Source organism: Streptomyces sp. NPDC005728 (genome assembly GCF_040630895.1).
Classification (GTDB): domain Bacteria; phylum Actinomycetota; class Actinomycetes; order Streptomycetales; family Streptomycetaceae; genus Streptomyces.
The window spans coordinates 35,346-62,330 of record NZ_JBEXYL010000044.1 but is presented as its reverse complement, the minus strand read 5'-3'; the positions used below and the strand labels follow the sequence as shown (position 1 = coordinate 62,330).

The 26,985-nt window shown below is 73.6% G+C and carries 20 protein-coding genes; 11 read left to right on the top strand and 9 right to left on the bottom strand.

Annotated elements, in window-relative coordinates; translation table 11 throughout:
* Positions 1-15: 15 nt before the first annotated feature.
* Genes ABZ471_RS27040 through ABZ471_RS27010 form a run of 7 tightly spaced genes read left to right on the top strand, consistent with a single transcriptional unit; the run spans position 16 to position 12,286 of the window.
* On the top strand, positions 16-351 hold the full coding sequence (locus ABZ471_RS27040) for a hypothetical protein (protein ID WP_359069752.1): 336 nt from the start codon (positions 16-18) through the stop codon (positions 349-351).
* Positions 348-734 carry a GPW/gp25 family protein gene (locus ABZ471_RS27035; protein ID WP_359069750.1) on the top strand — a complete coding sequence of 129 codons (387 nt, stop codon included), beginning with the start codon at positions 348-350 and terminating at the stop codon, positions 732-734. The genes ABZ471_RS27040 and ABZ471_RS27035 overlap by 4 nt, the downstream gene beginning before the upstream one ends.
* The gene (locus ABZ471_RS27030; protein WP_359069748.1) at positions 731-3,856 is read left to right on the top strand and encodes a putative baseplate assembly protein; all 3,126 of its coding nucleotides are present in this window, start codon (positions 731-733) and stop codon (positions 3,854-3,856) included. The genes ABZ471_RS27035 and ABZ471_RS27030 overlap by 4 nt, the downstream gene beginning before the upstream one ends.
* A complete protein-coding gene (locus ABZ471_RS27025; protein WP_359069746.1) occupies positions 3,853-7,599 on the top strand; it encodes a putative baseplate assembly protein in 3,747 nt (1,248 codons plus the stop codon). The genes ABZ471_RS27030 and ABZ471_RS27025 overlap by 4 nt, the downstream gene beginning before the upstream one ends.
* Positions 7,599-9,776, top strand: coding sequence for a hypothetical protein (locus tag ABZ471_RS27020; protein ID WP_359069744.1), 2,178 nt, complete (start codon positions 7,599-7,601; stop codon positions 9,774-9,776). Before ABZ471_RS27025 ends, ABZ471_RS27020 begins: the two co-directional genes overlap by 1 nt.
* Before the next feature lie 54 nt (positions 9,777-9,830).
* Positions 9,831-11,390, top strand: a complete 1,560-nt coding sequence (locus ABZ471_RS27015) for a DUF6519 domain-containing protein (protein ID WP_359069742.1) — start codon at positions 9,831-9,833, stop codon at positions 11,388-11,390.
* Complete coding sequence (locus ABZ471_RS27010) at positions 11,390-12,286, top strand: peptidoglycan-binding protein (protein WP_359069740.1); 897 nt, start codon at positions 11,390-11,392, stop codon at positions 12,284-12,286. The genes ABZ471_RS27015 and ABZ471_RS27010 overlap by 1 nt, the downstream gene beginning before the upstream one ends.
* 15 nt (positions 12,287-12,301) lie before the next feature.
* On the opposite strand, the gene ABZ471_RS27005 is transcribed toward ABZ471_RS27010, so the two are convergent.
* Positions 12,302-12,703 carry a DUF5997 family protein gene (locus ABZ471_RS27005; protein ID WP_359069737.1) on the bottom strand — a complete coding sequence of 134 codons (402 nt, stop codon included), beginning with the start codon at positions 12,701-12,703 and terminating at the stop codon, positions 12,302-12,304.
* A 58-nt stretch (positions 12,704-12,761) separates the two neighbouring features.
* Between ABZ471_RS27005 and ABZ471_RS27000 the strand changes: the two genes are divergently transcribed.
* Positions 12,762-13,565 carry a LysR family substrate-binding domain-containing protein gene (locus ABZ471_RS27000; RefSeq protein WP_359069735.1) on the top strand — a complete coding sequence of 268 codons (804 nt, stop codon included), beginning with the start codon at positions 12,762-12,764 and terminating at the stop codon, positions 13,563-13,565.
* Between the two features lie 3 nt (positions 13,566-13,568).
* Here the strand turns inward: ABZ471_RS27000 and ABZ471_RS26995 are convergent, their stop codons facing one another.
* From ABZ471_RS26995 to ABZ471_RS26980, 4 genes are all read right to left on the bottom strand, one after another.
* Positions 13,569-15,071 carry an MFS transporter gene (locus ABZ471_RS26995; RefSeq protein ID WP_359069733.1) on the bottom strand — a complete coding sequence of 501 codons (1,503 nt, stop codon included), beginning with the start codon at positions 15,069-15,071 and terminating at the stop codon, positions 13,569-13,571.
* 66 nt (positions 15,072-15,137) lie between these two features.
* Positions 15,138-17,945, bottom strand: coding sequence for a beta-L-arabinofuranosidase domain-containing protein (locus ABZ471_RS26990; protein WP_359069731.1), 2,808 nt, complete (start codon positions 17,943-17,945; stop codon positions 15,138-15,140).
* Positions 17,946-18,052: 107 nt separating this feature from the next.
* The gene (locus ABZ471_RS26985; RefSeq protein ID WP_359069730.1) at positions 18,053-18,748 is read right to left on the bottom strand and encodes an HAD family phosphatase; all 696 of its coding nucleotides are present in this window, start codon (positions 18,746-18,748) and stop codon (positions 18,053-18,055) included.
* Between the two features lie 20 nt (positions 18,749-18,768).
* Positions 18,769-19,245, bottom strand: coding sequence for an Lrp/AsnC family transcriptional regulator (locus ABZ471_RS26980; protein WP_359069728.1), 477 nt, complete (start codon positions 19,243-19,245; stop codon positions 18,769-18,771).
* A 225-nt stretch (positions 19,246-19,470) separates the two neighbouring features.
* Between ABZ471_RS26980 and ABZ471_RS26975 the strand changes: the two genes are divergently transcribed.
* Both ABZ471_RS26975 and ABZ471_RS26970 read left to right on the top strand, forming a co-directional pair.
* Positions 19,471-20,961 (top strand): FUSC family protein, encoded by a 1,491-nt coding sequence (locus ABZ471_RS26975; RefSeq protein ID WP_359069726.1) that lies wholly within the window; start codon positions 19,471-19,473, stop codon positions 20,959-20,961.
* A 97-nt stretch (positions 20,962-21,058) separates the two neighbouring features.
* Complete coding sequence (locus tag ABZ471_RS26970; protein WP_359069725.1) at positions 21,059-22,090, top strand: lactonase family protein; 1,032 nt, start codon at positions 21,059-21,061, stop codon at positions 22,088-22,090.
* Positions 22,091-22,168: 78 nt separating this feature from the next.
* Here the strand turns inward: ABZ471_RS26970 and ABZ471_RS26965 are convergent, their stop codons facing one another.
* From ABZ471_RS26965 to ABZ471_RS26950, 4 genes are all read right to left on the bottom strand, one after another.
* A complete protein-coding gene (locus ABZ471_RS26965) occupies positions 22,169-23,092 on the bottom strand; it encodes a hypothetical protein (protein WP_359069723.1) in 924 nt (307 codons plus the stop codon).
* A gap of 142 nt (positions 23,093-23,234) precedes the next feature.
* Positions 23,235-24,209: a BadF/BadG/BcrA/BcrD ATPase family protein gene (locus ABZ471_RS26960; protein WP_359069721.1), complete on the bottom strand. Its 975-nt coding sequence runs from the start codon at positions 24,207-24,209 to the stop codon at positions 23,235-23,237.
* Positions 24,206-24,883 carry a uracil-DNA glycosylase gene (locus tag ABZ471_RS26955; RefSeq protein WP_359069719.1) on the bottom strand — a complete coding sequence of 226 codons (678 nt, stop codon included), beginning with the start codon at positions 24,881-24,883 and terminating at the stop codon, positions 24,206-24,208. The genes ABZ471_RS26960 and ABZ471_RS26955 overlap by 4 nt, the downstream gene beginning before the upstream one ends.
* 138 nt (positions 24,884-25,021) lie before the next feature.
* A complete protein-coding gene (locus tag ABZ471_RS26950) occupies positions 25,022-26,107 on the bottom strand; it encodes an exo-alpha-sialidase (protein ID WP_359069717.1) in 1,086 nt (361 codons plus the stop codon).
* Positions 26,108-26,379: 272 nt separating this feature from the next.
* Here ABZ471_RS26950 and ABZ471_RS26945 point away from each other — a divergent pair, with 272 nt between their 5' ends.
* On the top strand, positions 26,380-26,967 hold the full coding sequence (locus ABZ471_RS26945; protein ID WP_359069715.1) for a hypothetical protein: 588 nt from the start codon (positions 26,380-26,382) through the stop codon (positions 26,965-26,967).
* The last annotated feature ends 18 nt before the right edge of the window (positions 26,968-26,985 follow it).

The window sequence follows — 26,985 nt, the reverse complement described above, 5'->3', positions numbered from 1 at the left end:
CAACGGGGGAAGAAGTTGTCCGGAAGTCTGTTGGACGCGAGCGCCGTCATCGGCTGCCCGCACGGCGGCCGCGTCGCGCCGGCCACCACACCCTCCGGCGGCCTGCGGATCGCCGGTGCCGCCGTCGCCACGGCCGCCCACACGTACGTCGTCACCGGCTGCCCGCACACGCTCGACGGGGTGCCCTCGCCGTGTGTCTCGGTCCGCTGGACCGCCGGCGCCACCGGCGTCACCGTCGACGGCGCGCCCGTGCTGCTCGACACCTGTGCCGCCCAGTGCTTCAGCGCGGCCCTCGTCCCGCAGGGACCGCCCGTCGTCCAGGCCGCGCAGCGAAAGGTCACCGTCCGATGAGGCCGACGAGTCAACGCACCCGCACCGACATCGCGTTCCCCTTCCATGCCGACCGCCGGGGACGCACCGCGCACGTCCGCCCCGCCGAGCACGTCCACGACCTGATCGAGCAGCTGCTGTTCACCAGCCCCGGCGAGCGCGTGATGCGGCCCGACTTCGGCTGCGGGCTGCTCGACCTGGTCTTCGCGCCGAGCAGCCCCGAACTGGTCAGCACCCTCGAACTCTCCGTCCAGGCGGCGCTGCAGCGCTGGCTCGGCGACCTGGTCGAGGTCGTGTCCCTCGACATCGAGAGCGGCGACGACGTCGTACGCGTCCAGCTGTCGTACGTCGTACGCGCCACCGGGGCGGTCCGTGAGGACGTCTTCGAAGGGAGGGCGGGATGAGCGCGGGAACCACCCGGCGGGCCAAGGTACGGGCCGCCCAGCTCAACGGAGTCGACGCCGTCGAGGTCAGCGACGACGGACTGCTGCTCACTCTCACCTTCCTCGGCAAGGCCCCGCACGGCCTCGGCCCCGAGAACGTCCGCATCGAGGGCGGCCGCCGCATCACCGGCATCGCCGCCGTCGACGTGAGCGTCGAACGAGAGGAGGACCCGGAGCTGGACGACCGGCTCTACGTCACCCTCGATCGGGAGGGCGACACCTCCCGTTACCGGCTCTCGCTGGTGGAGGTCGACCCGTACGGCCGTCCCGGCACCGAGCCGTTCCGTGGCTTCGACCAGCGCTACCACAGCGCCTCCTTCGGCTTCCGGCCCGACTGCCCCACCCCCTTCGACTGCGCGGACGAGGACGGACAGCCCCTGGCGTTCCCGGCCGTACCGGTCATCGACTACACGGCCCGCGACTACGACACCATCCGCAAGCTCCTGCTCGACCGGCTCGCGCTGACCACCCCCGACTGGGCCGAGCGCAACCCCGCCGACCTGGGCACGACCCTCGTGGAACTGCTCGCGTACACCGGCGACCAGATCAGCTACCAGCAGGACGCGGTCGCCACCGAGGCCTACCTGGACACCGCGCGCCGCCGGGTCTCGGTACGCCGGCACGTCCGGCTCATCGACTACGCGATGCACGACGGCTGCAACGCCCGCGCGTACGTGACCGTCGAGACCGCCGCCGACCAGACCCTGGCCCCGGGCACGTTCCGCTTCGCCTCGGTCGACGTCCGCACCCTCGACCCGCACGACCGCCCCGAGCCCGGCACCGTCATCGACGAGAACGACCTCGGCGACCTGGACGAGCGCGGCTCGGTGGAGGTCTTCGAACCGGTCGTCGCCGCCGACCCCCTGCGGCTGCGCGTCGCGCACAATGCGATCCGGGTGTGGACCTGGGGCGGCGAGGTGTGCGTCCTGCCCGAGGGCGCCACTGCGGCCACCCTGCGCGACACGTGGGCGGACCCGGAGACCTGCAGGGAACGCCGGCTGGACCTGCAGCCGGGCGACGTCCTCGTCCTGGAGGAGGTCAGGGGCCCGCGCACCGGCACCCCGGGCGACGCCGACCCCGGCCACCGCCAGGCCGTACGCCTGACCTCCGTCACCCCCGGCCTGGACCGCATCGAGGACCAGCCCGTCCTGGAGGTCACCTGGGCCGCCGAGGACGCCCTGCGGTTCCCGTTCTGCCTGACCACGCGGGGCGGGCGCGACTGCCTGCCCGTCGAGGACGTCACCCTCGCCCGCGGCAACGCCGTCCTCGTCGACCACGGCCGCTCCGGCCTCCACGAGACCGTCACAGTGCCGCCGGTACCGGCCGTCGTGGCGCCCTGTGACCCTCCCGACTTCGGCTGCCACGACCGTACGGAAGGCAACGCGCCCGCACGGCTCATCACCTCCCTCACGGACCGGGCGGAGAGCGGCCGGGCCCTGACCCCCGACGACATCCGCGAGCTGTTCGAGGTCGTCGGGGAGCGGGCCACCGTACGCGCCGGACTCGGTCTGGAGCGGGCCGGACAGCGGCACGTGGGGGTACCCCCGGCCGGAGGCTGGGGGAGAGTCGTGCCCGGCACGGCGTACGCACAGGCCGCCGCCCTGCGGACCCTGCTCGCGCAGTCCCTCTACCCGGGCGTCCGGCCCCGCTTCCGTCCCGTCCTCGGCCGGGCACCGGTCACCCGGGCCGTGCCGTTCCCCGACCCGGGCACGGTCGCCGCCGGACAGGCCGGACGGATCGCCGCCATCCCGGACCGGGTCCGGCAGCGGCTAGTGGAGCTGTGGCGCAGCGCCCGCGACCGCGACGGGCTCGGCGAGGACGAGATCACCGAACTCGCCCTGATCTACGGCCTGCAGCTGCTGGAACGACTGGAACTGCGCCGCCACCCGGTCCGCGCCCTGCGTGAACTCCTGCACCGCAGCGACAAGTTGCTCGACGCCAAACTGCGGCGCATCGCGATCCTCACCGCGCGGGCCCGCGCCGGCACGGTCCTCGGCGGGGACATCGCCTGGGAGATCGCGCACAGTTGGGGCCCGGTGTACGCGGCCGGACTCCACCCCGAGGAGCCGGTGCTGCGCGGACCGGCGACCGCCGCCCTCGCCCAGGACGCGCGCCGCGCCCTGCCCGCGGTACGCCTCCACGACCGTGGCGAGACCTGGGAGCCGCGCCGCGACCTGCTCGACAGCGCCGCCCGCGACCGGCACTTCGTCGGCGAGCCCGAGGACGACGGGCGGCTCGCCCTGCGCTTCGGCGACGGACGGCACGGCGCCGAGCCCACGCCGGGAGCACGCCTGGCGGTGCGCTACCGGCTGGGCGGTGGGGCCGCGGGCAACGTCGGCGCCGAGGCCATCAACCACCTCGTCGTCGAGGCAGGGAGCGCCGCACCGGCCGCCACGGTCCGCAACCCGCTGCCCGCCACCGGCGGAACCGAGCCCGAACCCCTGGAACAGGTACGCCAGTTGGCCCCGCTCGACCTGCGGCGCACCCGGCTGCGCGCGGTCACCGCCGAGGACTACGCGGCCCTCGCCTCCGCCCTGCCGGGAGTGCAGCGGGCCGCGGCCGCGATCCGCTGGACCGGCAGCGTCCAGGAGGCCCACGTCGCGATCGACGCGTACGGCAGCGGCAGCCCGTCCCAGGAACTGCTCGCCTCGGCGGCCGAGGCCCTGGAGGCCTACCGGCGTATCGGGCACGACCTCGTGGTCGGCCCCGCCCGACCGGTGCCGCTCGACATCGCGCTGACGGTGTGCGCCCGGCCCGGCCACCAGCACGGGCAGATCCAGGCCGACCTGTACCGCGTGCTCGGCAACGGCCGGCTGTCCGGCGGAGGGCTCGGCTTCTTCCACCCCGACGCACTGACCTTCGGCGAGCCCGTCCGGCTCAGCCGTCTGGTCGCCGCCGCCGCGGCCGTTCCCGGGGTGGAGAGCGTCGAGGTCACCCGGCTGCGGCGGCTGTTCGAACAGGACCGAGGAGAGAGGGAGGACGGCGTGCTGCGGCTCGGCCCGCTGGAGATCGCCACCTGCGACAACGACCCGGACAGGCCCGAACAGGGCCGGCTGGCGATATCCCTGGGAGGCTTTCGATGAGCCAGGCCTGCTCCTGCGGCGGCGCGTGCGGCGGCCATGACGAGCGCCTCGCCCCCGCCCCGCTGCACAACCCGCCCGGGCGCACCGCCCTCGACTACCGCGTCGGCGAGTACGGCTCCTTCCTCGCCGCCCTCCTCGACCGGCTCGCCTCGCCCGCCTACCCGGCCCTCGCAGGGCTGACCGTCCGCACCCCCGACGACCCCGCCGTCGGGCTGCTCGACGCCACCGCCGTCCTCGGCGACCTGCTCACCTTCCACTCCGAGCGGATCGCCGACGAGGCCTACATCCGCACCGCGAACGAGCACCGCTCGCTCGTGCTGCTCGGCCGGCTCGTCGGACACCGGCCGCGCCCCGGCGTCGCGGCCGGCACGCACCTGGTGTACACCCTGGAACGCGACGCGCGCGCCGAGGCCCTGCCGGTACTCGTCCCGCGCGGGGCACGCAGCCACAGCGTGCCCGCCTCCGCCGAAGAGCAGTCGCTGACCTTCGAGACCGCGCGCGACCTCACCGCACGCTGGGACTGGAACGAGCTGAAGGTACGGCGCCGCCGCCCCTCCCTCGTCACGCCCGAGGACCTCGACCGCCGCCCCGAACTGTTCGTGGAGGGCACGGCGAACTCCCTCCGGACCGGCGACCAGCTCCTCTTCGTCTTCGGTGAACGGGCGGGCGGCGAACGTAAGTTGCTGCCCGTCGCGGGCGTCCGGATCGACCGCGAGGACGAGATCACCGCGATCTCGCTGCCCAAGTCGGCCCCGCCCACGCTGAAGGAGCTGGTGGACGAGGTACGGCGGTGGACCGCGGAGCCGGCCGCCCCAGGCGAACCCGGCGACGAGCCCCCCACGCCCGAGGTGCCCAACCCGCGCCCGGTCAGCCGGCTGATCGAGGACTTCGACGACCAGGTCCTCGCCCCGCTGCGCGCGGACCTGGACGGCATCAAGACCCCGGAGAGTCTCGCGGCCCGTCTCGGGGAACCCGTCGCCCGTCTGCGCGAGGCCGAGGTGCTGGCCGAGCCGTACGAGGACGTGGCGGCGTGGTTCGAGCAACTGGAGGCGGTGCTCGCGGAACTGGCCGAGCGCGCCCTGGAGTTGGCCCCCGCGCAACCCGCGCAACCCGCGGAGGCTGCCGCGGTCCAGAAGGCCACGCTCCCGGATCCCCGCGAAGCCGCCCTCCAGGCCCTCAGCACCGTCCTCCCCGCCCTGCGCACCGCCGCCCCCGCCCCCCGGCAGGGGACCCGCACCCGCCGTCCGGGCAGCGACACCGCCCGTCTCCTGTCGGCCCTCAACCCCGGCCTCGGCAGCCTCTACCCCGCCTGGCGCACGGCCGCCGCCCCGGGCACCCCGCAACTCCTGCGCGAGCTGCTCGCGCTGCGCGTCACCGCGGCCCCCTTCGGCGCCACCGCCCCGCTCAAGCCCGTCCAGGACGAGCACGGCCGGGTCATCCGCACCGCCGACTGGCCGCTGACGGGCGCGGTGCTGGCGAGCATGCGCGTGGTGTACGACCCGGCGGGCAAGGTTCCGGTCCGGGCCGAGTTCCAGTACGTCGAGGCCGCCAGCTCCGACCAGCGGGCCGAGAACCTGCCCGTCGCCCAGCAGGTCACCTTCACGCTGGGCCCGGGGCAGGTCGACCTGTCGACCCGCGCTCCCCAGGACCGCGAGCTGAGCTGGCTGAGCCGCCGTCCGGCCACCGCCGAGGAACCGGGCGTCACCGCCCGCCTCCACTCCGGCCTGCCCGAACGCAGCCTGTTCGTGTCCCGCCCGGACGACGAGGGCGTGGTGCACATCGGTATCCACAACGGAACGGCCGAGGAGATTCCCCTGCGGCCCGGCGGCAGCAAGCAGTTCAGCCACGGCGAGTACCAGGTGAGCGTCAAGTACACGGTGGGCAGCACCGAGCCCAACGTCGAGATCGTCATCGCCAGCAAGCCGGAGCCGGTCAAGCGCCGCGTCCTGCAGCTGGACAGCGTCCACGACGGGATCACCGTCGGCAGCTGGGTGGCGGTCCGGCGCCCCTCGAAGGGCGCGGGGGTACCCGGCGACGCCAAGCTGGCCTTCGTCACGAGCCAGGTCGTGGCGGCCCGGGCGGCGGCGTACTCCAACTACGGCATCACCGGCCGCGGCACCGAACTCACCCTCGCGGACCCCTGGCTGGACGAGTTCGACGTCCTGCTCTCCCACATCCGCGACACCACCGTGCACGCGGCGGGCGAACCGCTGCGCCCGGCCGACGAGCCGCTCGGCGAGGACGTGCACGGCAATGAGATCGAACTCGCCGAGCTGTACGACGGGTTGCGCCCGGGCCGCACGCTCATCGTGAGCGGCGCACGCACCGACGTCCCGGGCGCGACCGGCGTCACCGCCACCGAGGTGGTCACCGTCGCCGCCGCAGACCCGGCCGTCGACCCGCAGCTCCCCGGCGACCACGTCCACACCCGGCTCGTCCTCACCACGGACCTGGTCCACCGCTACCGCCGGGCGAGCGTCCGCATCCTGGGCAACGTCGTCGAGGCCACCCACGGCGAGAGCCGCGAGGAGGCCATCGGCAGCGGCGACTCGGACCGTGTCAACCAGACCTTCGCCCTCTGGCAGTCGCCGCTGACCTGGCTCGCCGCCGACAACCCCCTCGGGGCCACCCCCGTCCTGGACATCCGCGTCGACGGTGTGCTCTGGCACGAGGTCGACAGCCTCGCCGGGCGCGGTCCGACCGAGCGCGTCTACATCACCGGTACCGCTTCCGACGGCCGGACGACCGTGACCTTCGGAGACGGCGTCCACGGCGCCCGGCTGCCCAGCGGCCACGAGAACGTCAGGGCCCGCTACCGCTTCGGCACCGGCAGGGCCGCCAACGTTCCCGCCGACCGGATCACCCAGCCCCTCACCCGCCCGCTCGGCGTCACCGCGGTCACCAACCCGCGACCGGCGACCGGCGGCGCGGACGCGGACGGGCCCGGACTCACCCGCCGTACGATCCCGCTCGCCGTCTCCGCCCTGGACCGGCTGGTATCCGAGCCCGACTACGAGGACTTCGCCCGCTCCCGCGCCGGAATCGGCAGGGCGGCGGCCCGTGAACTCTTCGACGGACGGCGGCGCGTACTGCACGTGACCGTCGCCGGCACCGACGACGTGCCGCTCGCCGAGGACAACCTCCGGCCCCTGCGCGGGGCACTGACCGAGTACGGCGACCCCGACCTGCCGGTCCGGGTGGACGTGCGCGAACTCGTCCTGCTGCTGATCGCCGCCAGGGTGAAGCTCGCCCCGGACCACGCCTGGGAGACCGTCGAGCCCCGGCTGTGCCAGGCACTGCTGCTCCGACTCGGCTACGAGGGACGGGAGCTGGCCCGTCCGGCCCGCCTCTCCGAGGTCCTCGCCACCGCGCACACCGTGCCCGGCGTCGACTACGTGGACGTCGACGTCTTCACCGGCGTACCCGCCTCCGCCACCCCGGACCGGCTCACCGCCCTGCTCGCAGGACCCGGCGCGCCGAGGCCGACGGTTCCGGCGCACCCGGCGGCCTACGAGGAGCAGACCCACACGGTCCGCGACCGGCACGGCGAGACCCTGTCGTCCGTCTGTGCCCGCCACGGCATCGCGCTCGCCGAACTCCTGCGCCTCAACCCCGACATCACCGACACCCGGCGCCTGGCGAAGGGCCGGACGGTGTTCGTCTTCCGCGGCATCCGCCCGGCCCAGCTCACCATGCTGTCGGCGCGGGCCACGGACACCCTGATTCTGACGGAGGTCAAGTGATGTCCGCGAAGCCGACGGACGCCGAGTCGGAGATGCCGGCCCCGGAGTCGCCCCGGGAGCCCGACGGGCTCGCCGAACTGCTGCCCCGCTGGCACCGGCTGCGCGACGCCGAGGAGGGCGAACCGCTGCGGGCCCTGCTCGCGGTGATCGCCGAACAGCTGGACCGGGTCCGCGACGGCGTCCAGCAGGGCTACGAGGACCTGTTCGTGGAGACGGCCGCGCCCTGGGTGCTGCCCTACCTCGGCGACCTGGTCGGCTACCGCACCCTGCCGGGCTACGAGCGGGTCCTCACCACCGGCCTGCACGGCGGCGGCCGGGACGCGCTCGCCGAGGCCGTCGCCCCACGCCGGGACGTGGCGGCCACCGTCGCCAACCGGCGCCGCAAGGGCACGCTCCACCTCCTGGAGGAGCTGGCCGAGCAGGTGGCCGACTGGCCCGCCCGCGCCGTGGAGCTGTCCCGGCACGTGGCCCACACCCAGCCGGTCAAGCTGTACGGCTCCGGCCGGCGCGGGGACCGTGGACGCCTGCTCGACCTGCGGGACGGCTCGGCGCTCGCCCTCGCGGGCGGCCCCTTCGAGGAGTCGGCCAGGACGGTCGACGTCCGCCGTGCCAACTCGCCCAAAAAGCAGGGAGGTTGGACTCCGGCCGGAGTCGGCCTCTTCGTCTGGCGGCTGAAGCCGTACTCCCTGACCTCGTCCCCGGCCTACTGCATCGACCGCGCCCGCAACCTCTACACCTTCTCCATCCTGGGCAACGACACCCCCCTGGTCACCAGGCCGGTCCCGGAGTCCTCACCCGCGCACCTCGCCGCCGTCGACAACGTCCCGGCGTTCATCACCCGCCGTCTGCTGCACGACCGGCTCGCCGACTACTACGGCCCCGGCAAGAGCCTGGTCATCCGGCGTGACGGCGAGGACCGGCCCGTACCGCCCGCCGACATCGTCGTCGCCGACCTGTCCGACTGGCGCTACCGGCCCAGGCGCGGACAGGTCGCCGTCGACCCTGAGCTGGGCCGGATCGCCTTCGGCTCGCGCTCCGCGCCCCGGCAGGGTGTGTGGGTCGACTACCACCACGCGTTCGGCGCCGACATGGGCGGCGGCGAGTACGAGCGCCCCGACCGTGAGCCCCGCCCCGACGCCGAGTTCTACCGGGTCGGTCCGGGACAGCCGTACCAACGGATCATGGACGCCTACCGGGCCTGGCAGGACGAGGGCAGCCCGGAGCGCACCGGCATCATCGAGATCACCCACAGCGGCGCCTACCAGGAGCAGCTGGACTTCGACCTCGACCCCGGCGACCGCCTCGAACTGCGGGCGGCCGAGGGCACCCGGCCGGTCATCCGGCTGCTGGACTGGTACAGCAACCGCCCCGACGCCCTCAACATCCGTGCGGTGCACGGCGACTGCGCCCCCCACGAACGACCGCGGGTCGTCCTGGACGGACTCCTCGTCGCCGGCCGCGGCATCAACGTCACCGGCCCGATGGGCGCCGTCGTCCTCCGGCACTCCACGCTCGTGCCCGGCTGGTCTCTGGAGCCCGAATGCGCACCGCACTCGCCCGACGAGCCCAGCATCGTCCTGGACCGCACCACCGCCTGCCTCCAGATCGAGCACAGCATCCTCGGCACCATCGAGGTCATCGGCGACGAGGTCTCGGAGGACCCCCTCGACATCCATCTGCGCGACAGCGTCCTGGACGCCACCGGCGACGACCGTGAGGCCCTCTCCGCCCCGGACTGCCGCCACGCCCACGCCGTCCTGCACCTGCACCGCACGACAGTCATCGGCGAAGTGCACACGCACGCGGTGGAGATCGCCGAGAACTCGGTCTTCACCGGCAGGCTCCACGTGGCCCGGCGCGGCATCGGCTGCCTGCGGTACTGCTACGTCCCGCCCGGCTCGCGCACCCCGCGCCGCCACCGCTGCCGGCCCGACCTCGTCGGCCCCGGACAGGAGGGGCGCGTACGGCCGCTGTTCGCCTCGGGGCGCTACGGGACACCCTGGTACGGCCAGTTGGCGGACCGGTGCGCCGAGGAGATCCGGCGCGGCGCCGACGACGGAGCCGAACTCGGCGCCTTCCACGATCTGTACCGGCCGCAGCGGGAGGACGGCCTCCGGGCGCGCCTCGCGGAATACACGCCGGCGGGCGCGGACGCCGGGATCTTCTTCGCGACGTGAGCAGTGCCGCCGTACGACCCGCCCGCAGACTTCCGAACCAGGGGGACCCCCTTCATGCACGCTGATCTCTCGCGCTCCACCTTCCGCCCGGAGCGGCACTACTCCGCGGTCATCGCCCAGCAGGGCCGCGTCCAGCTGGACGCGGACCTCAACGAACAGGCCGCCATCCAGCTCCACCAGGCCCGCACCCTCGCCGCCGACCTGATCGGCCGGCACGGGGGACCCGGCGGACCCGGCCGTGTCACCGGATTCCGCATCCAGTACGTGGGCGGCAAGCACGACATCGACACGCTGTACATCCACGGCGGCCGTTACTACGTCGACGGCATCCTGTGCGACGCCGACCGCCCTGCGCCCGGCACACCCGTGCCCGACGAGGACGGCGAGGAGGAGCAGACTCCCGAGACCGACGCCTACTGGGACTACTGGAACCAGCCCGACGGCTTCCGCGACCCGGAGAAGCCCGGCGACCGGCTTCCCTCGCCCGCCCAGTCGCCCTTCGTCGTCTACCTCAAGGTGTGGGAGCGGGCGGTCTCCGCGGCCGAGGACCCGGCGCTGCGCGAGGTCGCCCTCGGCGCCGCGCTGCCCGACACCGCCGCCCGCGCCAAGGTCGTCTGGCAGGTGCTGCCGCTGACCCTGTCCGCGCTGGACATCGAGGAGACCGAACCGTCCGCGCAGGTCGTGCGGGACGCCTTCGAGGAGTGGGCGAAGGCTCAGGCGGCGCCCTCAGGCCGACTAGCCGCCCGCAGCGAGCGGCCCGAGCACGCCGACGAGGACCCCTGCCTGGTCCGGCCCGACGCCCGCTACCGGGGCCCGGAGAACCAGCTGTACCGGGTGGAGATCCACGCGGGCGGCGAGGCGAAGGACGCCACCTTCAAGTGGTCCCGGGAGAACGGCTCCGTGGTCTTCCCGGTGGACGAACTGGACGGCACCTGGGTGCAGTTGGCGACCCTCGGGCTGGACGGAAAGCTCGATCTGGAGGTCGGCGACCACGTCGAGTTCACCGATACGGCCCACGCCTCCCGCCTCGAGGCCCTGCCCCTGCTGCGGGTCGAGGAACTGGACCTGCCCGGCCGCCGCGTCCGGCTGTCCGCCGAGCCGGACCCTCGCGTCGGACGGCTGCCGCACCTGCACCCGTTCCTGCGCCGTTGGGACCACCGTGAGGGGCCCCGGCGCAAGGGCCGCTCGGCGGCACTGAAGGGCGGTGCCGTGCCCGTCACCGAGGGGGAGTGGCTGCCGCTGGAGGACGGCGTCGAGGTGTACTTCGCCAAGGGCGCCGGCTACCGCACCGGCGACCACTGGCTGATCCCTGCCCGCACGGCCACCGGCAGCGTCGAGTGGCCGGCCGACCCGGCGCGCCGCCCCCTGCTGCGGACCCCGGCCGGCATCGTCCGGCACTTCGCGCCGCTGGCCCTGGTCAGGGGCGAGGGCAGCACCGTCGACCTGCGCCTCGCCTTCGGCCCGCTCGGCGCGGAGATCCCCGCGGCGGACCAGGCGGCCCTGGACGCCGAGGCCCTGGCCGCGCGCGAGGAGCAGGCGGCGGAGGCCGACCCCTCCGGCGGCCGCTCACAGACCACGGCGGCGGCGGAGGCCGCCGCGGAAGGAGACGCGTGATGGCTCAGCCGATGAGCGGGGCGAAACTGCTGGAGGTTCTGCGCGCCGAGGGCCTGACCGTCCACGAGGTGCGCGACTGGCGCCACCACAACCGCAACACCAAGGGCCCCTGGGGCCCGGTGAACGGCGTGATGATCCACCACACCGTCACCTCGGGCACCGAGAACTCCGTGAACATCTGCTACAACGGCTACTCCGGCCTGCCCGGCCCCCTGTGCCACGGCGTGATCGACAAGAAGGGCCACATCCACCTCGTCGGCAACGGCCGCGCCAACCACGCGGGCCTCGGCGACAGCGACGTGCTGCGGGCGGTGGTCGACGAGACGAAGCTGCCGCCCGACAACCAGGCCGACATCGACGGCAACCGGCACTTCTACGGCTTCGAGTGCATCAACCTCGGCGACGGCAAGGACCCCTGGCCCGAGGCGCAGAAGGAGGCCATCGAAAAGGTCTCCGCCGCGATCTGCCGGCACCACGGCTGGTCGGAGCGCTCCGTCATCGGGCACAAGGAGTGGCAGCCGGGCAAGCAGGACCCGCGCGGCTTCACCATGGACGGGATGCGCAAACGCATAGCCGACCGGCTGGCCGGGAAGGGCGGCGGCAAGGACCCGGGGGAGCCGGACCCCAAGCCCGTGCCCAAGCCGAAGTACGCGCCGTTCCCGGGCAGCGGCTTCTTCCACATCGGACAGAAGTCGCCCGTCATCACCGCCATGGGCCGCAGGCTGGTCGCCGAGGGCTGCGGGCACTACGAGGAGGGGCCGAGCCCCGAGTGGACCGAGGCCGACCGCAGGTCCTACGCCGCCTGGCAGCACAAGCTCGGCTTCAAGGGCAAGGACGCGGACGGCATCCCCGGCAAGGCCAGCTGGGACCGGCTGAAGGTGCCGTCGGACGGCTGAACCGGCAGAAGGGCGTCAGCGCCGCTCGGCGCCCTTCTCCTGCTTCTCCTTCTGCAGGTTCTTGATCCGCACCGCTTCCTTGCGGACCTCCGCCTGGGTGGCGCGCTCCTTCTCCAGCCACTCGGGCTGCTCCTGCTTGAGCGCCTCGATCTGCTCGGTGGTCAGCGGTTCGGTGACTCCGCCGCGGGCCAGACCGGCGATGGACACGCCGAGCTTCGCGGCGACCACCGGGCGCGGGTGGGGGCCGTTCTCCCGCAGCTCGCGCAGCCACTGGGGCGGATCGGCCTGCAGCTCGTTCAGCTCGGCGCGCGAGACCACACCCTCCTGGAACTCGGCGGGGGTGGCGGGGAGGTACACACCCAGCTTCTTCGCCGCGGTCGCGGGCTTCATCGTCTGGGTGCTCTGCTGCGAACTCATGGGGTCAAGGGTATCGGCCGTGTGCCGGACGGCCGACCACGGCCGGTAACCTGGCCTGGTGACAGGCTCGCAGGAAACACCGTCGTTCCGGCTCGCGTACGTCCCCGGAGCGACGCCCGCCAAGTGGGTGCGGATCTGGAACGAGCGCCTGCCGGACATCCCGCTCACCCTCGTCCAGGTGCCCAGCACCGAGGCGGCGGACGTGCTGCGGGCGGGCGAGGCCGACGCGGGTCTCGTACGGCTGCCGGTCGACCGTACGTTCTTCAGCGCGATCCCCCTCTACACCGAGACCACGGTGGTCGTCGTCCCCAAGGACCACCTGATCACGGCGGCGGACGAGGTGACCCTGGCCGACCTCGCCGACGAGGTGCTCTTCCACCCGCTCGACGATGTCTTCGACTGGGACAGCCCGCCCGGCGAGCCGGCCTTCGAGCGCCCCGCGACGACACCGGACGCCATCGAGCTGGTGGCGGCGGGCGTCGGCCTCCTCGTCGTGCCGCAGTCCCTGGCCCGCCTGTACCACCGCAGGGACGTCACCTACCGCCCGGTCGTCGACGCGCCCCGGTCCGGTGTCGCCCTGTCCTGGCCGGAGGAGGCCACCACCGAGCTGGTGGAGGACTTCATCGGCATCGTCCGCGGCCGCACGGTCAACAGCACGCGCGGGCGTACGGCGGCGAAGGGCGAGGCCGAGCTGCAGCGCACGCGCCCGGACCAGGGGAGCACCCGGCAGAAGCCCGCCGGCAAGACGGCGGGCGGGAAGGGCACGGGCGGGAAGCCCGCGGGCCGTACCGCGCGGGGCCGTGCCGGCTCGGCGGGCGGCGCCAAGCCGGCCAAGCGGGGGAAGCCCCGCCGGAGGTCCTGACCCTCACGTACCGCGCCGGACCGGCTCCTCCGTGCCACCCTCCTCAGAACCCCGCCGGACGGTCTCCGCAGCCCTCTCCGGCTCGGGACGCACCTGGCGTTCCCGCAGGTCCGCGACCGCCAGCAGCAGCGCGATCATGCTGATTCCCACGGCTGCGAGCAGCCCCAGCTGAATGGCCGTGACGGGACGCCCGTGGTCGGCCTGGTGCGCGAAGTACACCGCGCCGACCACAGCGATCCCGGCCGCCGAGCCGACGCGCTGCCCCGTCTGGAGCACCCCGCCGGCCGCACCGGCACGGCCCACGGGGACCCGGGTGAGGGTGAGCGTCGTGTTGGGGGAGACGGTGAGGCCGGAGCCGAGCCCCCCGACGAGCATCGGCAGCGCCGTGGCCCACCCCACGCCCTGCAAGGGCACCAGTTGCACCGCCACGACCGTCCCGAGCAGCCCCACCACCACCCCGCTGAGACCGATGACGACCAGTTTGCGGCCGTAGCGCACCACCAGCCGGCCACCCAGGGCGGCGCCGGCCGCCGAGCCGGCCGCGAAGGGCAGCACCGTGACACCGGCCGCCAGCGCGCTGTATCCGACCGTGTTCTGCAGGAACAGCGCGTAGACGAAGAAGACCGTGGTGAAGCCCGCGAAGTAGGTCAGGCTGATCAGGGCGCCGAGCGTGAAGGACCGCAGGGAGAACAGGTCCAGGTCGACCAGGGGCGCCCGCCCGCGCCGTCCCTGGCGCCGCTCCCACGCCCAGAACAAGGCCAGCAGCAGTGCGCCCACCGGCAGCAGCGCCCACTTCTGCTGGCCGGTCCACTGCTCCTTCTGCACCAGAGGCAGCATGAGCGCGAGCACGCCGGACCCGAGGAGCAGCACCCCGAACAGGTCGAACTCCTCGCGCTTTCCGGGCGACGCGGGGAACCGGGGCAGCAGCCGCAGTCCCGCGGCGAGAGCGGCCACCCCGATGGGCAGGTTGACGAAGAACACCCAGCGCCAGCCGTGGTCGAGGCCGGCGGCGTTGATCAGCAGACCGCCGGCCAGCGGGCCGGTGGCCGTGGAGACCCCGATGACCGTGCCGAGCAGTCCGAAGGCCTTTGCCCGCTCGGCACCCTGGAACATCTGCTGGATCAGTCCCGAGGTCTGCGGTGCGACCATGCCCGCCGCCATGCCCTGGATCAGCCGGAAGACCACCAGCCAGGAGGCGCTCGGCGCCAGCCCGCAGGCCGCCGAGGCCACCGTGAACAGGGCGAGCCCGAACAGGAAGGCCTGGCGCCGCCCGCGCATGTCGCCCAGCCGGCCCGCCGGGACGAGCGCCAGCCCGAACGTCAGGGCGTACCCGGAGACCACCCAGGACTGGGCGGCCTCGGAGGCGCCCAGCCCGTGTTCCATCGAGGGCAGTGCCACGTTCACGATCGAGGTGTCGAGCAGCGAGATGAAGCCCGCTGTCAGACAGACCCCGAGCGCCTTCCACCGCCGGTCGTCGGGGGTGGGCCGGGCCTGGACTGTGGTCATGGGGTCACGCTAAGCAGCCGCCCCGTCCAACGCACGGAAGGAGCACTTCCGCGCGCGTCGTAGCCGTCAGGCCTGGTAGGACGCCTTCTCCGCCGTACGCACCACCGTCGCGCCCTCCGCCTGCCCGAGCAGCCCCTGCGCCACCCACGCCGCCACGACGTCCCGCACGCGCGCGACCAGCGCGCCCTTGCGCCGGAAGGGCGCCCCCGCCCAGATCTCGTCGAGGAGCGTGGTCGCGTCGGACCGGGCGGGGTTCGCGACGCCGGAGTCGAGGCCGCCGAAGACCACCCGGGGTTCGGACCGGCGGATGTAGGCATGGGTCGGGTTCTCGGTCCCCTCGAAGAACGGGGCGAACTCGATGCCGTCCAGGGTGTAGTGCAGCGGGGCACCGGCGACCGGGGTCAGCGAGGGCAGCAGGTCGCCGGAGAGCGCCGCGTTCCGGTACAGGCCCAACTCCAGGTGGTCCGTGGCGGAGTTGCGGGCCACCAGGTTGACCGGGCCGTAGAACAGGGCCTGCAGCGAGGGATCGTCCAGGGCCTTCTCCACCCGCAGCCGGAACGGGATGCCCACCCGCACCGTGTCGCCGGGTCGCCAGGTCCGCGCGATCGTGAAGTAGCTGCCGGGCGTCGGAGTGCCCCCCACCGCACGCCCGTTGACCGTCACCCGGAATCCGGCGGTCGCCCACCCGGGCACCCGCATCCGCAGCGCGAAGTCCGCGCTGCCGCTGCCGCCGATGGTGAGGGTGCTGCCCTGCTCCCGCGGGTAGGCGGTGGTCTGGGTGACCGTGAGACCCCTCTCGGCCCAGGTCAGGGTAGAGGGGCTGTACAGGTTGACGTACAGGGCGCTGACGTCCGAGCCACTGTCTGTCGCCGCGAAGTACACCGAGTCCTGGTACTTGGTGGCGCTCTCCATGCCGGTGCCCTCGCAGCAGGTCGTGCCCTGCTTCGGCGTGTAGTCCCGGACATGCCCGGGCGTCAGCCCGATGAAGTACGTGACCAGCGGCTTCTCTGCGTCGGGCCGGTCCTGTTTGCTGCCGAGCACCTGGTTGTACAAGGCCCGCTCGTAGTAGTCCATGTACGCCGGATCCTGCTCGTGGAAGAACAGCGACCGGCTCAGCTTCAGCATGTTGTACGCGCAGCACGTCTCCGCGTTCGTCGCGCCGATCGTCCCCGCGATGACGTCCCGCGCCTTCCAGAACTCCCCCGTGCTGGTGCCGCCGATGCCGTACATGCGGTGGGGTACGACCATCCGCCAGAAGTTCTTCGCGGCGGTGAGGTAGCGCTGCTCGCCCGTCGCGTCGTACAGCCTGACCAGGCCCGTGAAGATCGGTATGTGCTGGTTGGCGTGGAGCCCGTCGAGGACGTCGGTGCCCGCCGCGCACGCGTCGATCAGCCGGTCCAGGTCGAACAGGCGGGCCAGCGCGAGGTGTTCGGCCTTGCCGGTGCGCTCGTGCAGGTCACAGATCGCCTCGACGATCCCGCCGTACTCACCGCTGGAGAAGAGCCCCCACATGCGCTGGAGGGTGTCCGCGGGCAGCCGGGACAGCCGTGCGTACATCCAGTCGCCCATGCCCGAGGCGAGGTCCAGCGCCCGCTCGTCGCCGGTCGCGAGGTGAGCGTCCAGCAGACCGCGGAGGATCTTGTGCGCGGTGTAGTACGGCGCCCACACCCGGGTGTAGTCGCTGCTCGTCATCGACTCCAGCAGGATGAACTGAGTCTCCGGGTAGGCCGCGAGGAAGCCGGGGTGGCTGGGCCCGCCCCAGGTGCGGCGCAGGGTGGCGTCCCGGCCGTGTCCGGAGGAGTCCGCGAAGCGCGAGCCGGACGTCTCCTCGAAGCGGTACGACACCAGGTCGCCGGGCCCTGCCGAGGCGTCGGCCGCCCGCCGGTCCTGCAACTCGGCGACCTCCCCGGCCCCGAGCGCCCGCGACCAGATGTTGAACTCCTCGAACGCGCCCGCGAACACCGGGTCGGCGGCGTAGTGGGAGCGGCCCAGCCAGTGGTCGGACAGGGTGCCCAGCGCCGCCGGGGTGAGCGTCAGGCCGGTGTTGCGGGCCACGGCGGTGCCGTTGACGTAGAGCGTGCCGGTGCCGCCGCCGATCGTGACGGCCAGGTGGCTCCACTCGCCCAGGGGCAGGGGGGCGGTCCCGTCGATTCCCTGCTCGCCGCCCGCACCTGAGACGGTCACGGCGAAACGCGGCACTCCGGCGGCGTTGCGCACGGCCAGATACAGATACCGGCCGGTGCCGTCGCCGAAGTCGAGGACGCGCGCCCAGTTCGCGTCGTGGGTCGGCTTCACCCAGGCGGACAGCGTGATCGCGGTCCCGTCCCCGAGCACCCCGGACGGCAGGTCGACGTACCGGCAGGAGCCGCGGACCTGTTCCGCGGCGGAGCCGAACCTGCCGTCCGTGCCGAGCACGGTGGGCTCCCGGCGCAGCGCCGCACGGACCTCGGTCAGCGCGTCGATCATCGTGCGGAGCTTCTCCGCGAACACCTCCTCGCCCGTGCTCGCTTTCGCCTGCGCCAGCATGGTGAGGAAGTGCCCGGTGTAGTGCCCGCGCAGATTCCCGTTGGCCTCGCCGTCCAGCCCTTCCCAGCCGCCGGGTGCGACCGCTCCGCCGGTGGGCAGGCCCGCGTTGGCCCGGAAGACCTGGAGCAGCCGGTTCACGTCGTACCCGCGGGCGTGGTCGAGCATCAGCGCGCGCTTGTCGGCGAACAGCCCCCGGCCGAGTGCCACGTCACCCAGCCCGAACGGTCGTGTCCTCCCGGCGGGTTCGGCGGCGCCGGCCGCCCCGGCGGGGGCCATGCTCAGGCCGCTTGCCGCGGCGGCGAGCGTGGTCGCCCGAAGGAGAGTGCGTCGCGAGAGGGGCGGGGTCATGTGCTCCTCATTTCCCTAGTGTTCGTGATATCGAACATCGTTCGATACGTCGCCCAGAAGATAGGGAAGAGGCGGAGAAGCGTCAACGGTACTGGCGGGTAAGGGGCTCAGGCGGATGTGGCCCGATCGGTCAGCCACGTGTACGCCGACTGTGCCGTGAACTCCGTGTGGCCGCCTCGCAGCAGCAGCGCGGAGGTGGCGAACTCGGGTGCACCGGCCTGCGCGGCCACGTACGGGACGGCGATGCAGCGCATTCCGGCCGCGTGCGCGGCGGCGGCGCCCGCTGCCGAGTCCTCCAGGACCACGCAGTCGGCCGGGTCCGCGCCGAGCCGCCGGGCCGCCTCCAGGAAGACGTCGGGGGCGGGCTTGCCGTGGGCCACCTCGTCGGCCGAGACGGCTGTGCGCAGGAAGGTGTCCAGGCCCGTCCCGGCGAGGATGGCTTCGATGGCCTCGGGAGAGGAGCCGGAGGCCACCGCCAGCGGTACGTCCTCGGCGGCCAGCAGCTCCACGAACTTCTGCATCTCGGGGTAGGTCTGCGTGTGGGTGCGGGCCAGCTCCAGATAACGCCGGTTCGTCGCGTCGAACAGCTCGTCCACCGGGGCGCTGAGGCCGTAGCGCTCCCGCCAGATCGCGACGGTCTCCAGGGTGCTGATCCCGACGTAGCTCTCGTGCTCCGCCCAGGTGAAGTCGGGGACGCCGTGCTCGGCCAGCGTCTGCCGGCCGGCCTCGTAGTAGTTCGGCTCGCTGTCCACCAGCGTTCCGTCGAGATCGAAGATGACCGCAAGGGTGCCGAGCTTGCTCATGCCGTCCAGCATGCCCGGGGTCAGGTGCGGGCCGCCCGTCCGACCGACTCCACCAGCGGCAGCAGCCGGTACGGCACGCGCTCGCGCAGCGCCACCTCGGTACGGGTGCGCACCACGCCCGGCAGGCTGATCAGCTTCTGGATCACGTCCTCCAGGTGGGCGTTGTCCCGCCCCACCACGCGGGCGAGCAGATCCCCGCCGCCGGTGATCGAGAACGCCTCCACGATCTCCGGTACGGCGGCCAGCGCGTCCCCGACGTCGTCCAGATGGCCCTGCGTGACCTCGATGTGCACGAACGCCAGCACCGGGTGGCCGAGGGCGGCGGGTGAGAGCGAGGGGCCCGTACCGGTGATCACGCCGTCCCGTTCCAGGCGGTCCAGGCGGGCCTGGAGCGTGCCGCGGGCGACGCCGAGGATGCGGGCGTACTCGCGCACGCTGGTGCGCGGCTGCTCCAGCAGCAGTCGCAGGATGCGGGTGTCGAGTTCGTCCACGCTCATGATCTACGACTGTACCAATGGCTCAGGAGGCTGCCGAGTCGATGTCCGCCCCACCTGGTCCGTTGGCCCTGAGTCGGACCAGTGACCTCGTCCCGTTCTGGACCAATGGCCCAGTGATTCAATCCACACTTGAGCCATCGACCCATGTGATGCTCTCATGGACACGTCGATGGCGCTGCGGATCCCCGCGGCGCCTTTTGTGTGCCGTGCTCCAAGGGGGACTCAGTGCTGAAGAGGGTGTTCGTGGCTCCGGACCCGGGGCGGACGCGGTTGCGTTTCGCCGCGCGGGCCGTCCTCGGCATCGGTCTTGCCGTCGTCGTGAGCGGGTTCGCGGGGCATTCGCTCGCGGGTGCGGTCACCGGCGGTCTCGCCGCGCTGCTCGCCCTGTTCACCGTCGCCGACCCGACCGTGCGGGGGCAGGCGGTCACCACCGCGCTGCTGCCCGTCGTCGGCGTGCCGGTACTCGCCGCCGCGGCCGAGCTGCACGACCACCCCGTGACCCGGGACCTGGCCTTCCTCGCCGTCGTCGGCGCCGGCGTGTACGCGCGCCGCTGGGGCCCGCGCGGCCACAGCCTCGGCGTGTTCGCCTTCATGACCTTCTTCGTGGCCCAGTTCCTGCACGCCACGCCCGGACAGCTGCCCGAGCTGTACGCCGCCGTCCTGCTGTCCGTGCTCAGCGCGGCCGCGGTGCGCTTCGGCCTGTGGTGCTACGAGCGCAGGCTGTCGCCGCCATCCGCACCCCCATCGCCCGCCGGGGCCGGGCTGGCCCGGCTGACCACCCGGCAGGCGGTCCAGGCGGTCGCCGGCGCGGGGTTCGCGCTGGTCGTGGGGCAGCTGGTGTCCGGGCAGCGCTGGTACTGGGCCGTGGGTGCCACCTGGTGGGTCTTCGTCAACACCGCCTCGCGCGGCGAGACGCTGGTGCGCGGCTTCCGGCGGGTCCTCGGAACCGTGATCGGCATCGGCCTCGGCCTGCTGGTGGCCGTCCCCGTGCACGGCGCACCCGTCCCCACCGCCGTCCTCGTGGCCGTCGCCGTCTTCGGCATCTTCTACACCGCCGCCGTCTCCTACACCTGGATGATGCTTTGGGTGACCCTGCTCGCCGAGCTGCTCTACGGCCTGCTCGGCGTCCTCAGCCCGGCCCTGCTCGCCCTGCGTCTGGCCGAGACCGCCGTCGGCGCCCTCGGCGCGGTGCTCGCCGTGCTGTTCGTGCTGCCCGTCACCACCCACGCCACCACCGACGCCTGGATCCAGCGTGCCCTGCGCTGCGTCCACGCCTGCACCGCCGAGGCCGCCGCCCGGCTCGCCGGCTCGGCCGCCGCCGACCCGGCACCGCGCGTGGCCGAACTGGAGCAGCTGCTCGGCCGGGTCCGGCTCTCGGTCGCCCCGCTGGTGCACCCGCTGAACCCGATGCTCGGCCGCAAGCGGCGCGCACGCCGGGTCCTCGCCCTCCTCGACGACTGCGCCCGCGAGATCCGCGGCCTCGTCGCCGTCGCCGCCGACCCCGAGGCCTCTCATGACGCACGCCTGGCCGCCGCCTGCTGGCGGGTGGAGTCCGCGGTCGAGGCGCTCACCGAGGGCGGCGCCGGGCAGGTCCACCGGCCCGTCGAGGCCCCGGCCGAGCCCGCCCTGGCCCATCTCCACGGCCTGGAACGCGCCCTCGCCGACCTGGCCGAGCCCCTGCGGGCCCCGTCGGGGTCACCGCTGGTCGGCGCCTGAGGTCAGCCGGCGAAACGCCTCCCGTCACCCTTTTGGTCTAGACCTGAGGTGATCGACTGCTACCGTCGGCACTGGCTCGGACCGAGAGGGGACAACGGTGGCAGAAGACGGCCGGCGGCACAGGGCGTTCATCGGGTCGTTCACGGCGGCGGGCGGCCCGGGGCTGGTCGTCGCGGAGGTCCGCCCGGGCAGCGGTGCGCTGACCCTCGTCGGCGGACTCGGCACCCTGCCCGACCCCTCCTACCTGGCCCTGTCGCCGGACGGAGCCATGCTCTACGCGGTCAGCGAGACGGCCGACGGCGCCGTCGCCGCGTTCCGGGTCGGCGGTGACAAGCCGGAGCCCGCCGGGCCGGCCGTGCCGGTCGACGGCAGCGGCCCCACCCACCTCAGCCTGCACGCCGGGCACGTCCTGACCGCCAACTACGGCTCCGGCAGCATCACCGCCGTACCGGTGCGCCCGGACGGCACCCTGGCCCCCGCGCCCTCGGGACTGCTCCAGCACACCGGTTCCGGCCCGCACGACCGGCGCCAGCGCGGCCCGCACGCCCACCAGGTGCAGCCCGATCCCAGCGGCCGGTGGGCGGTCAGCGTCGACCTCGGCACCGACTCGGTGCGGGTGTGCACCCTGGACGGCGGCACCCCGGCCCTGTACCGCGAGATCGCGCTGCGCCCCGGCTCGGGCCCCCGCCACCTGGCCTTCCACCCGGACGGTGAGCACGCCTACGTGGTCAACGAACTCACCCCGACCGTCACCGTCTGTCTCTGGGAGGCCGACCGAGGCTCCCTGAAGCCGCTGACCGAGGTCCCGGTCCTGCCGGGCGCCCCGGCCGGCGATGCCTACGCCTCGGGCATCGTGGTCTCGCCCGACGGCCGCTTCGTGTGGACCGCGACCCGCGGCGAGGACGTCCTGTCCGTGTTCGCCGTCCAGGCGGACGGACTCCGGCTGACCGCCACGGTGCCGTGCGGCGGGCACTGGCCGCGCGCGCTGGCCGAGCACGACGGCTTCCTCTACTCGGCCAACGAACGCTCCGGCGACGTGACCTGGTTCGCCGTCGACGAGAAGACGGGGCTGCCCTGCTACGACGGCTCCGTCGAGGTCGCCGCGGCCTCCTGCGTCGTCTTCGGCTGAGCCGGCCCGCCCGGACCCGAAAGGGCCCGCTCCAGTCGCTGGAGCGGGCCCTGTGGCGTTCGGGTGCGGGGTGCCGGGTCAGCGGACCGGCGCGCCCTGCGGCTGCTGCGGGGCGATGCCCAGCGCCGTCGTGTACTTGGCGAGGGCGAGCTTGCCGATCGCCGGGTAGGCGCCGAGCGCCTCGGCCGTGGCGCAGCCCGCCTCCTCGGCGGCCGCCGCCAGCAGCGCCGGGTCGATCTCCGGGCCGATCAGGTACGGCGCGAGGGCCAGCTGCTGTGAGCCCGAGGAGCGCAGCTGCTCGGCGACGGAGCTGATCGAGCCCTCCTGGTCCAGGGCGGCCGCCATCACCGGCACGGCCAGGCGCGCGGCGAGCAGCATGCCGGTGATCCCGGCCGCCTGCACGGCCTCCTCGCCGCCCACCGAGGCCAGGATGATGCCGTCGGCGGCGGTGGCCACGGTGAACAGACGCGCGCGGTCCGCGCGGGCCAGGCCGGCCTCGGACAGGCGCACGTGCAGCGCCTCGGCGAGCAGCGGGTGCGGGCCGAGCACATCGGTCAGGTCGGCGGCGACCCGGCTGTCCATCACGGACTGGCGGACCTGGCGCAGCAGCGCGCTGTCCGGACCGGCCAGCAGCGGGACGACGACAGCGACCGGGCCGTCGGGCTCCTTGACCTCGAGACCGGCGGCGACGGCCTGCTCGTAACGGGCGGCGCGCTCCTCGGCGGCGTGCGACAGCACGAACCGGAGGCTCGGGAACTCGGCGTCGTCCCCGTCCAGGTATCCGATGCGGGCATCCAGGCCGGGCAGCTCGGAGCGGGCGATGCTCACGACCTCCTCGGCGAGGCTGCGCGCGGCGGCGCTGGGCGCGCCGGGCACCGCGAGGACGAGCGCGGGCGCGTCCTCGGGAGCCACCAGCGGTTCCGGTCGGCGGTGCCGTCCGGGCTGGCGGGGTCGCGGCATTCGTACTGGCAGGCCGGCCACGGGCCCAGTGGGGGAGCTCATGGCGCCGCATGTTACTGGCTTCTTGGGCTCCCCTGTTCGGGGAGGGTGCAGGTGAGCGGTTTCCGTCCCATTTTGTCTGATGAGTTACGTCCGTTTGGCATGCGTTCCGGGCACTTGCCGGACACATGTGCGCCGAAGGGGTTCAATCCCCTTTTGCGGGGACCACGCAGAACATGGACGGTTCATCCGGCAGGGTGAGCCGCCCGCCCACCAGCTCGGTCGCGATGCGCACGCAGCCGTGCAGCGGGTCGCCCTCGGCCGGCACCTGCCGGGCGTGCGGAAGCCGCTGGGCCAGCTCCTCGCGCAGGGGCACGAGCAGCGGGTCGCCCATCTTGAAGAGGCCGCCGGTGAACGCCACTTCGGGCACGCCGGAGGCCGGGCAGACCGCCGCGGCGGACTCGGCCATGCTCCGGGCGGCCGCGCGCAGGATCCCGGCGGCGACCGGGTCGTGCGGGGCGCAGTCGGCCACCCGAGGTGCGAAGGAGGCCAGCATCGCGGGGCGGTCGGTGCGCGGGTAGAGCAGGCCGGGCAGCGCCCGCACCGGACCGAACTGCTCCTCGGCGCTGGCCAGCAGCGCGGCGGAGCCGCCGTCGCGGCCGTCGTGGGCGCGCAGGGCCGCCTCCAGCCCGGCCCGCCCGATCCAGGCCCCGCTCCCGCAGTCGCCCAGCAGATGGCCCCAGCCGTCCGCTCGGCGCCAGCCGGTCAGGTCGGTGCCGATCGCGATCAGGCCGGTGCCCGCGGCGACCACGGCACCAGGACGCGGCCCGAGGGCGCCCACATAGGCCGTCACGGCGTCGGCGGCGAGCGCCACGGTGCGTACGCCCAGCTCCCGGACGAGCGCGCCGGGCAGTTCGGCGCGCAGGGCGTCCCCCAGGGTGGCGAACCCCGCGGCACCGACGACGGCCGTGCCCAGCTCGTCCACCTGGGCATCCGCCGCCAATCTACGGGCCAGGGGCGCGAGTTGCGCCATCAGATGGGCGGGATCGATGCCCCGCGCACCGGTGCGGACCGGCTCCCCGGACTCACCCCGGGCCGACGGCGCCTGCCCCGGAACACCGACGGCGACCCGGAGGCCGGAGCCTCCCGAGTCCACGGCCAGATAACCGGGGACAGTCACGGCAGACGCCAGTCCACCGGCTGTCCGCCCTGCTGGATCAGCAGGTCGTTGGCCCGGCTGAACGGGCGCGAGCCGAAGAACCCGCGGTCGGCGGACATGGGGGAGGGGTGTGCGGACTCGACGGCCGGCAGACTGCCGAGCAGCGGACGCAGGTTACGGGCGTCACGGCCCCACAGGACGGACACCAGCGGTTTGCCCCGCGCGGCCAGCGCCCGGATCGCCTGCTCGGTGACCTCTTCCCAGCCCTTGCCGCGGTGCGCGGCCGGACTGCGCGGTGCCGTGGTCAGCGCCCTGTTGAGCAGCAGCACGCCCTGCTGCGTCCACGGAGTGAGGTCGCCGGTGGACGGCTGGGGCAGCCCCAGATCGGTGTTCAGCTCGCGGAAGATGTTGATCAGGCTCGGCGGCAGCGGGCGCACCTCGGGCGCGACCGAGAACGACAGGCCGACCGCGTGCCCAGGGGTCGGGTACGGGTCCTGACCGACGATCAGGACGCGTACCTCGTCGAAGGGCTGCTGGAAGGCGCGCAGGACGTTCGGTCCGGCCGGGAGGTAGGTGCGTCCCGAGGCGATCTCCGTACGCAGGAAGTCGCCCATCGCGGCGATCCTTCCGGCGACGGGTTCCAGGGCCTTCGCCCAGCTCGGTTCGACGATTTCATGCAAGGGTCGTGGTGCCACGGGCGTCACCCTACTGCCGTACACCCGTCGGCGATCAAGCCGCGATCGCGGGCCGACCGAGGATGACCGGACCGTCGACTCGTATGACCGTTGCCGCCCTCTCCTCCTTTCCGTGGACCTCGGGGACGACCGGCCGCGTCAGCCGATCACCGCGGCCCGCACGCACAGCACGTCCGGCAGATGGGAGCCCAGCTGCTGCCAGCTGTCGCCGTCGTCGGCCGAGGCGAACACCTCGCCGTTGCGGTTGCCGAAGTAGACCCCGGCCGGGTCCGCGTCGTCCGTACGCAGCGCGTCGCGCAGCACGGTGCCGTAGTGGTCCTCCCCGGGCAGCCCTCTCGACAGCGGCTCCCAGCTCCTGCCCGCGTCGGCCGTGCGGAAGACCCGGCAGCGGTGGTCGGCGGGCACCCGGTCGGCGTCGGCGTTGATCGGGAAGACGTACGCCGTGTCACCGCGGTGCGGATGGGCGGCGACCGCGAAGCCGAACGTCGACGGCAGGCCGGCGCCGATGTCGGTCCAGTGCCTGCCCGCGTCGTCGCTGCGGTACACACCCCAGTGGTTCTGCAGGTACAGCCGGCCCGGGTCGACCGCGTCCCTGGCGATCTTGTGCACGCACTGCCCGAACTCCGGGTTCGGATCCGGCAGGAACACCGCGGAGACGCCGGAGTTGGACGGCTCCCAGCTCGCCCCGCCGTCCGTGGTGCGGAACACCCCGGCGGTGGAGACGGCCACGGTCACCGCCCGCGGGTCGCGCTCGTCGGTGAGTACCGTGTGCAGGCCCTCACCGCCGCCGCCCGGCACCCACTGGGAGCGGGTCGGGTGCTCCCACAGGGGACGCACCAGCTCGAAGCTCTCCCCGCGGTCCACCGAGCGGTACAGCGCGGCCGGTTCCGTGCCCGCGTACACCACGTCCGGCTCGGCGGCGGACGGGTGCAGCTGCCAGACCCGCTCCAGCGAAGCCCCGGTGTCCTTGGGGAACTTCACGGCGGGCCGGGCCGGTTCGGTCCATGTGCGGCCCAGGTCGTCGGAGTGGAACACCGACGGACCCCAGTGCGCGCTGTCGCCGCCGGCGAGCAGCCGCGGGGTGTCGCCGCGGGTGTCGATGGCGACCGAGTAGACGGCCTGGGCGTTGAAGTAGGGACTGCCGTCGAACTCCCAGGCGGCACCCCGCCGCCGCCCGATGAACAGGCCCTTGCGGGTACCCACGGCGAGCAGAACCTCGGTCATGCCGATCACCTCCGGGACGTCTTTGTCCAGGTAGTCGTCAGATACCGGCCAGTCTGCACCCCGCCACTGACAGTCAGCTCCGGAAACCGTGTCGTCGCAGGTCATGGCGGTGCCGTCGGCCTGTCGTGGAGATCGGCAGGGTCCGTTGCGGCATGCGCCTGCGCGAAGGGGGTGTCTCGTGCGACCGTCGAGAAGACGACTCGTCGTGAGCAAGGGGGCGGCCCTGCCCGTATGGGAGGGCGGTCCGGCCTGTCGGTGCGCTCGTGAGGAGGATGCCTTTGAAGGCGTTCCGTGGTCCCAAGGTGTGGCTGTGGCGCTGGCGGCGCAACCCGCTCAGACGCCGGGCCGACGTGGTGGAGGCCTGGGTGGTCCTCGCCGTCTGGCTGCTGACCGTCCTGGCCGGGGTGCTGGCCGGCCTCGCGGCAGCCCGGTCGGTGGAGCACGGACTGGCCCGGGAACGCGCCGCCTGGCATCCCGCCGTCGCCCGTGTCGTCGCGCAGGCACCCGGAAGGTCCACCGCGGCAGGTGCCGGCGGTGTGCGGGTCTGGGCCGAGGTCCGCTGGACCGTCGCCGACGGCTCGGCCCACACCGGCCAGGCCCGGGTCGCGCCGGGCAGCAAGGCCGGGACCCCGGTCACCGTCTGGACCGATCCGCAGGGCCAGCTGGTCACCCGCCCCACCACCGCCTCCGAGGCCGCCTTCCGCGCCACCTTGATAGGAGTGCTGGTCGGAGTGAGCGCCGCCGCCGTCCCCTTCGTCGGAGGCCACGTCCTCCGCGGCCGCCTGGAGCGCCGCCGTATGGAGCGCTGGGACGCGGAGTGGGCCCGACTGGGGCCGCAGTGGGGCCGGATGAGGTGGTGACGGGCCCTGCGTCCCGGC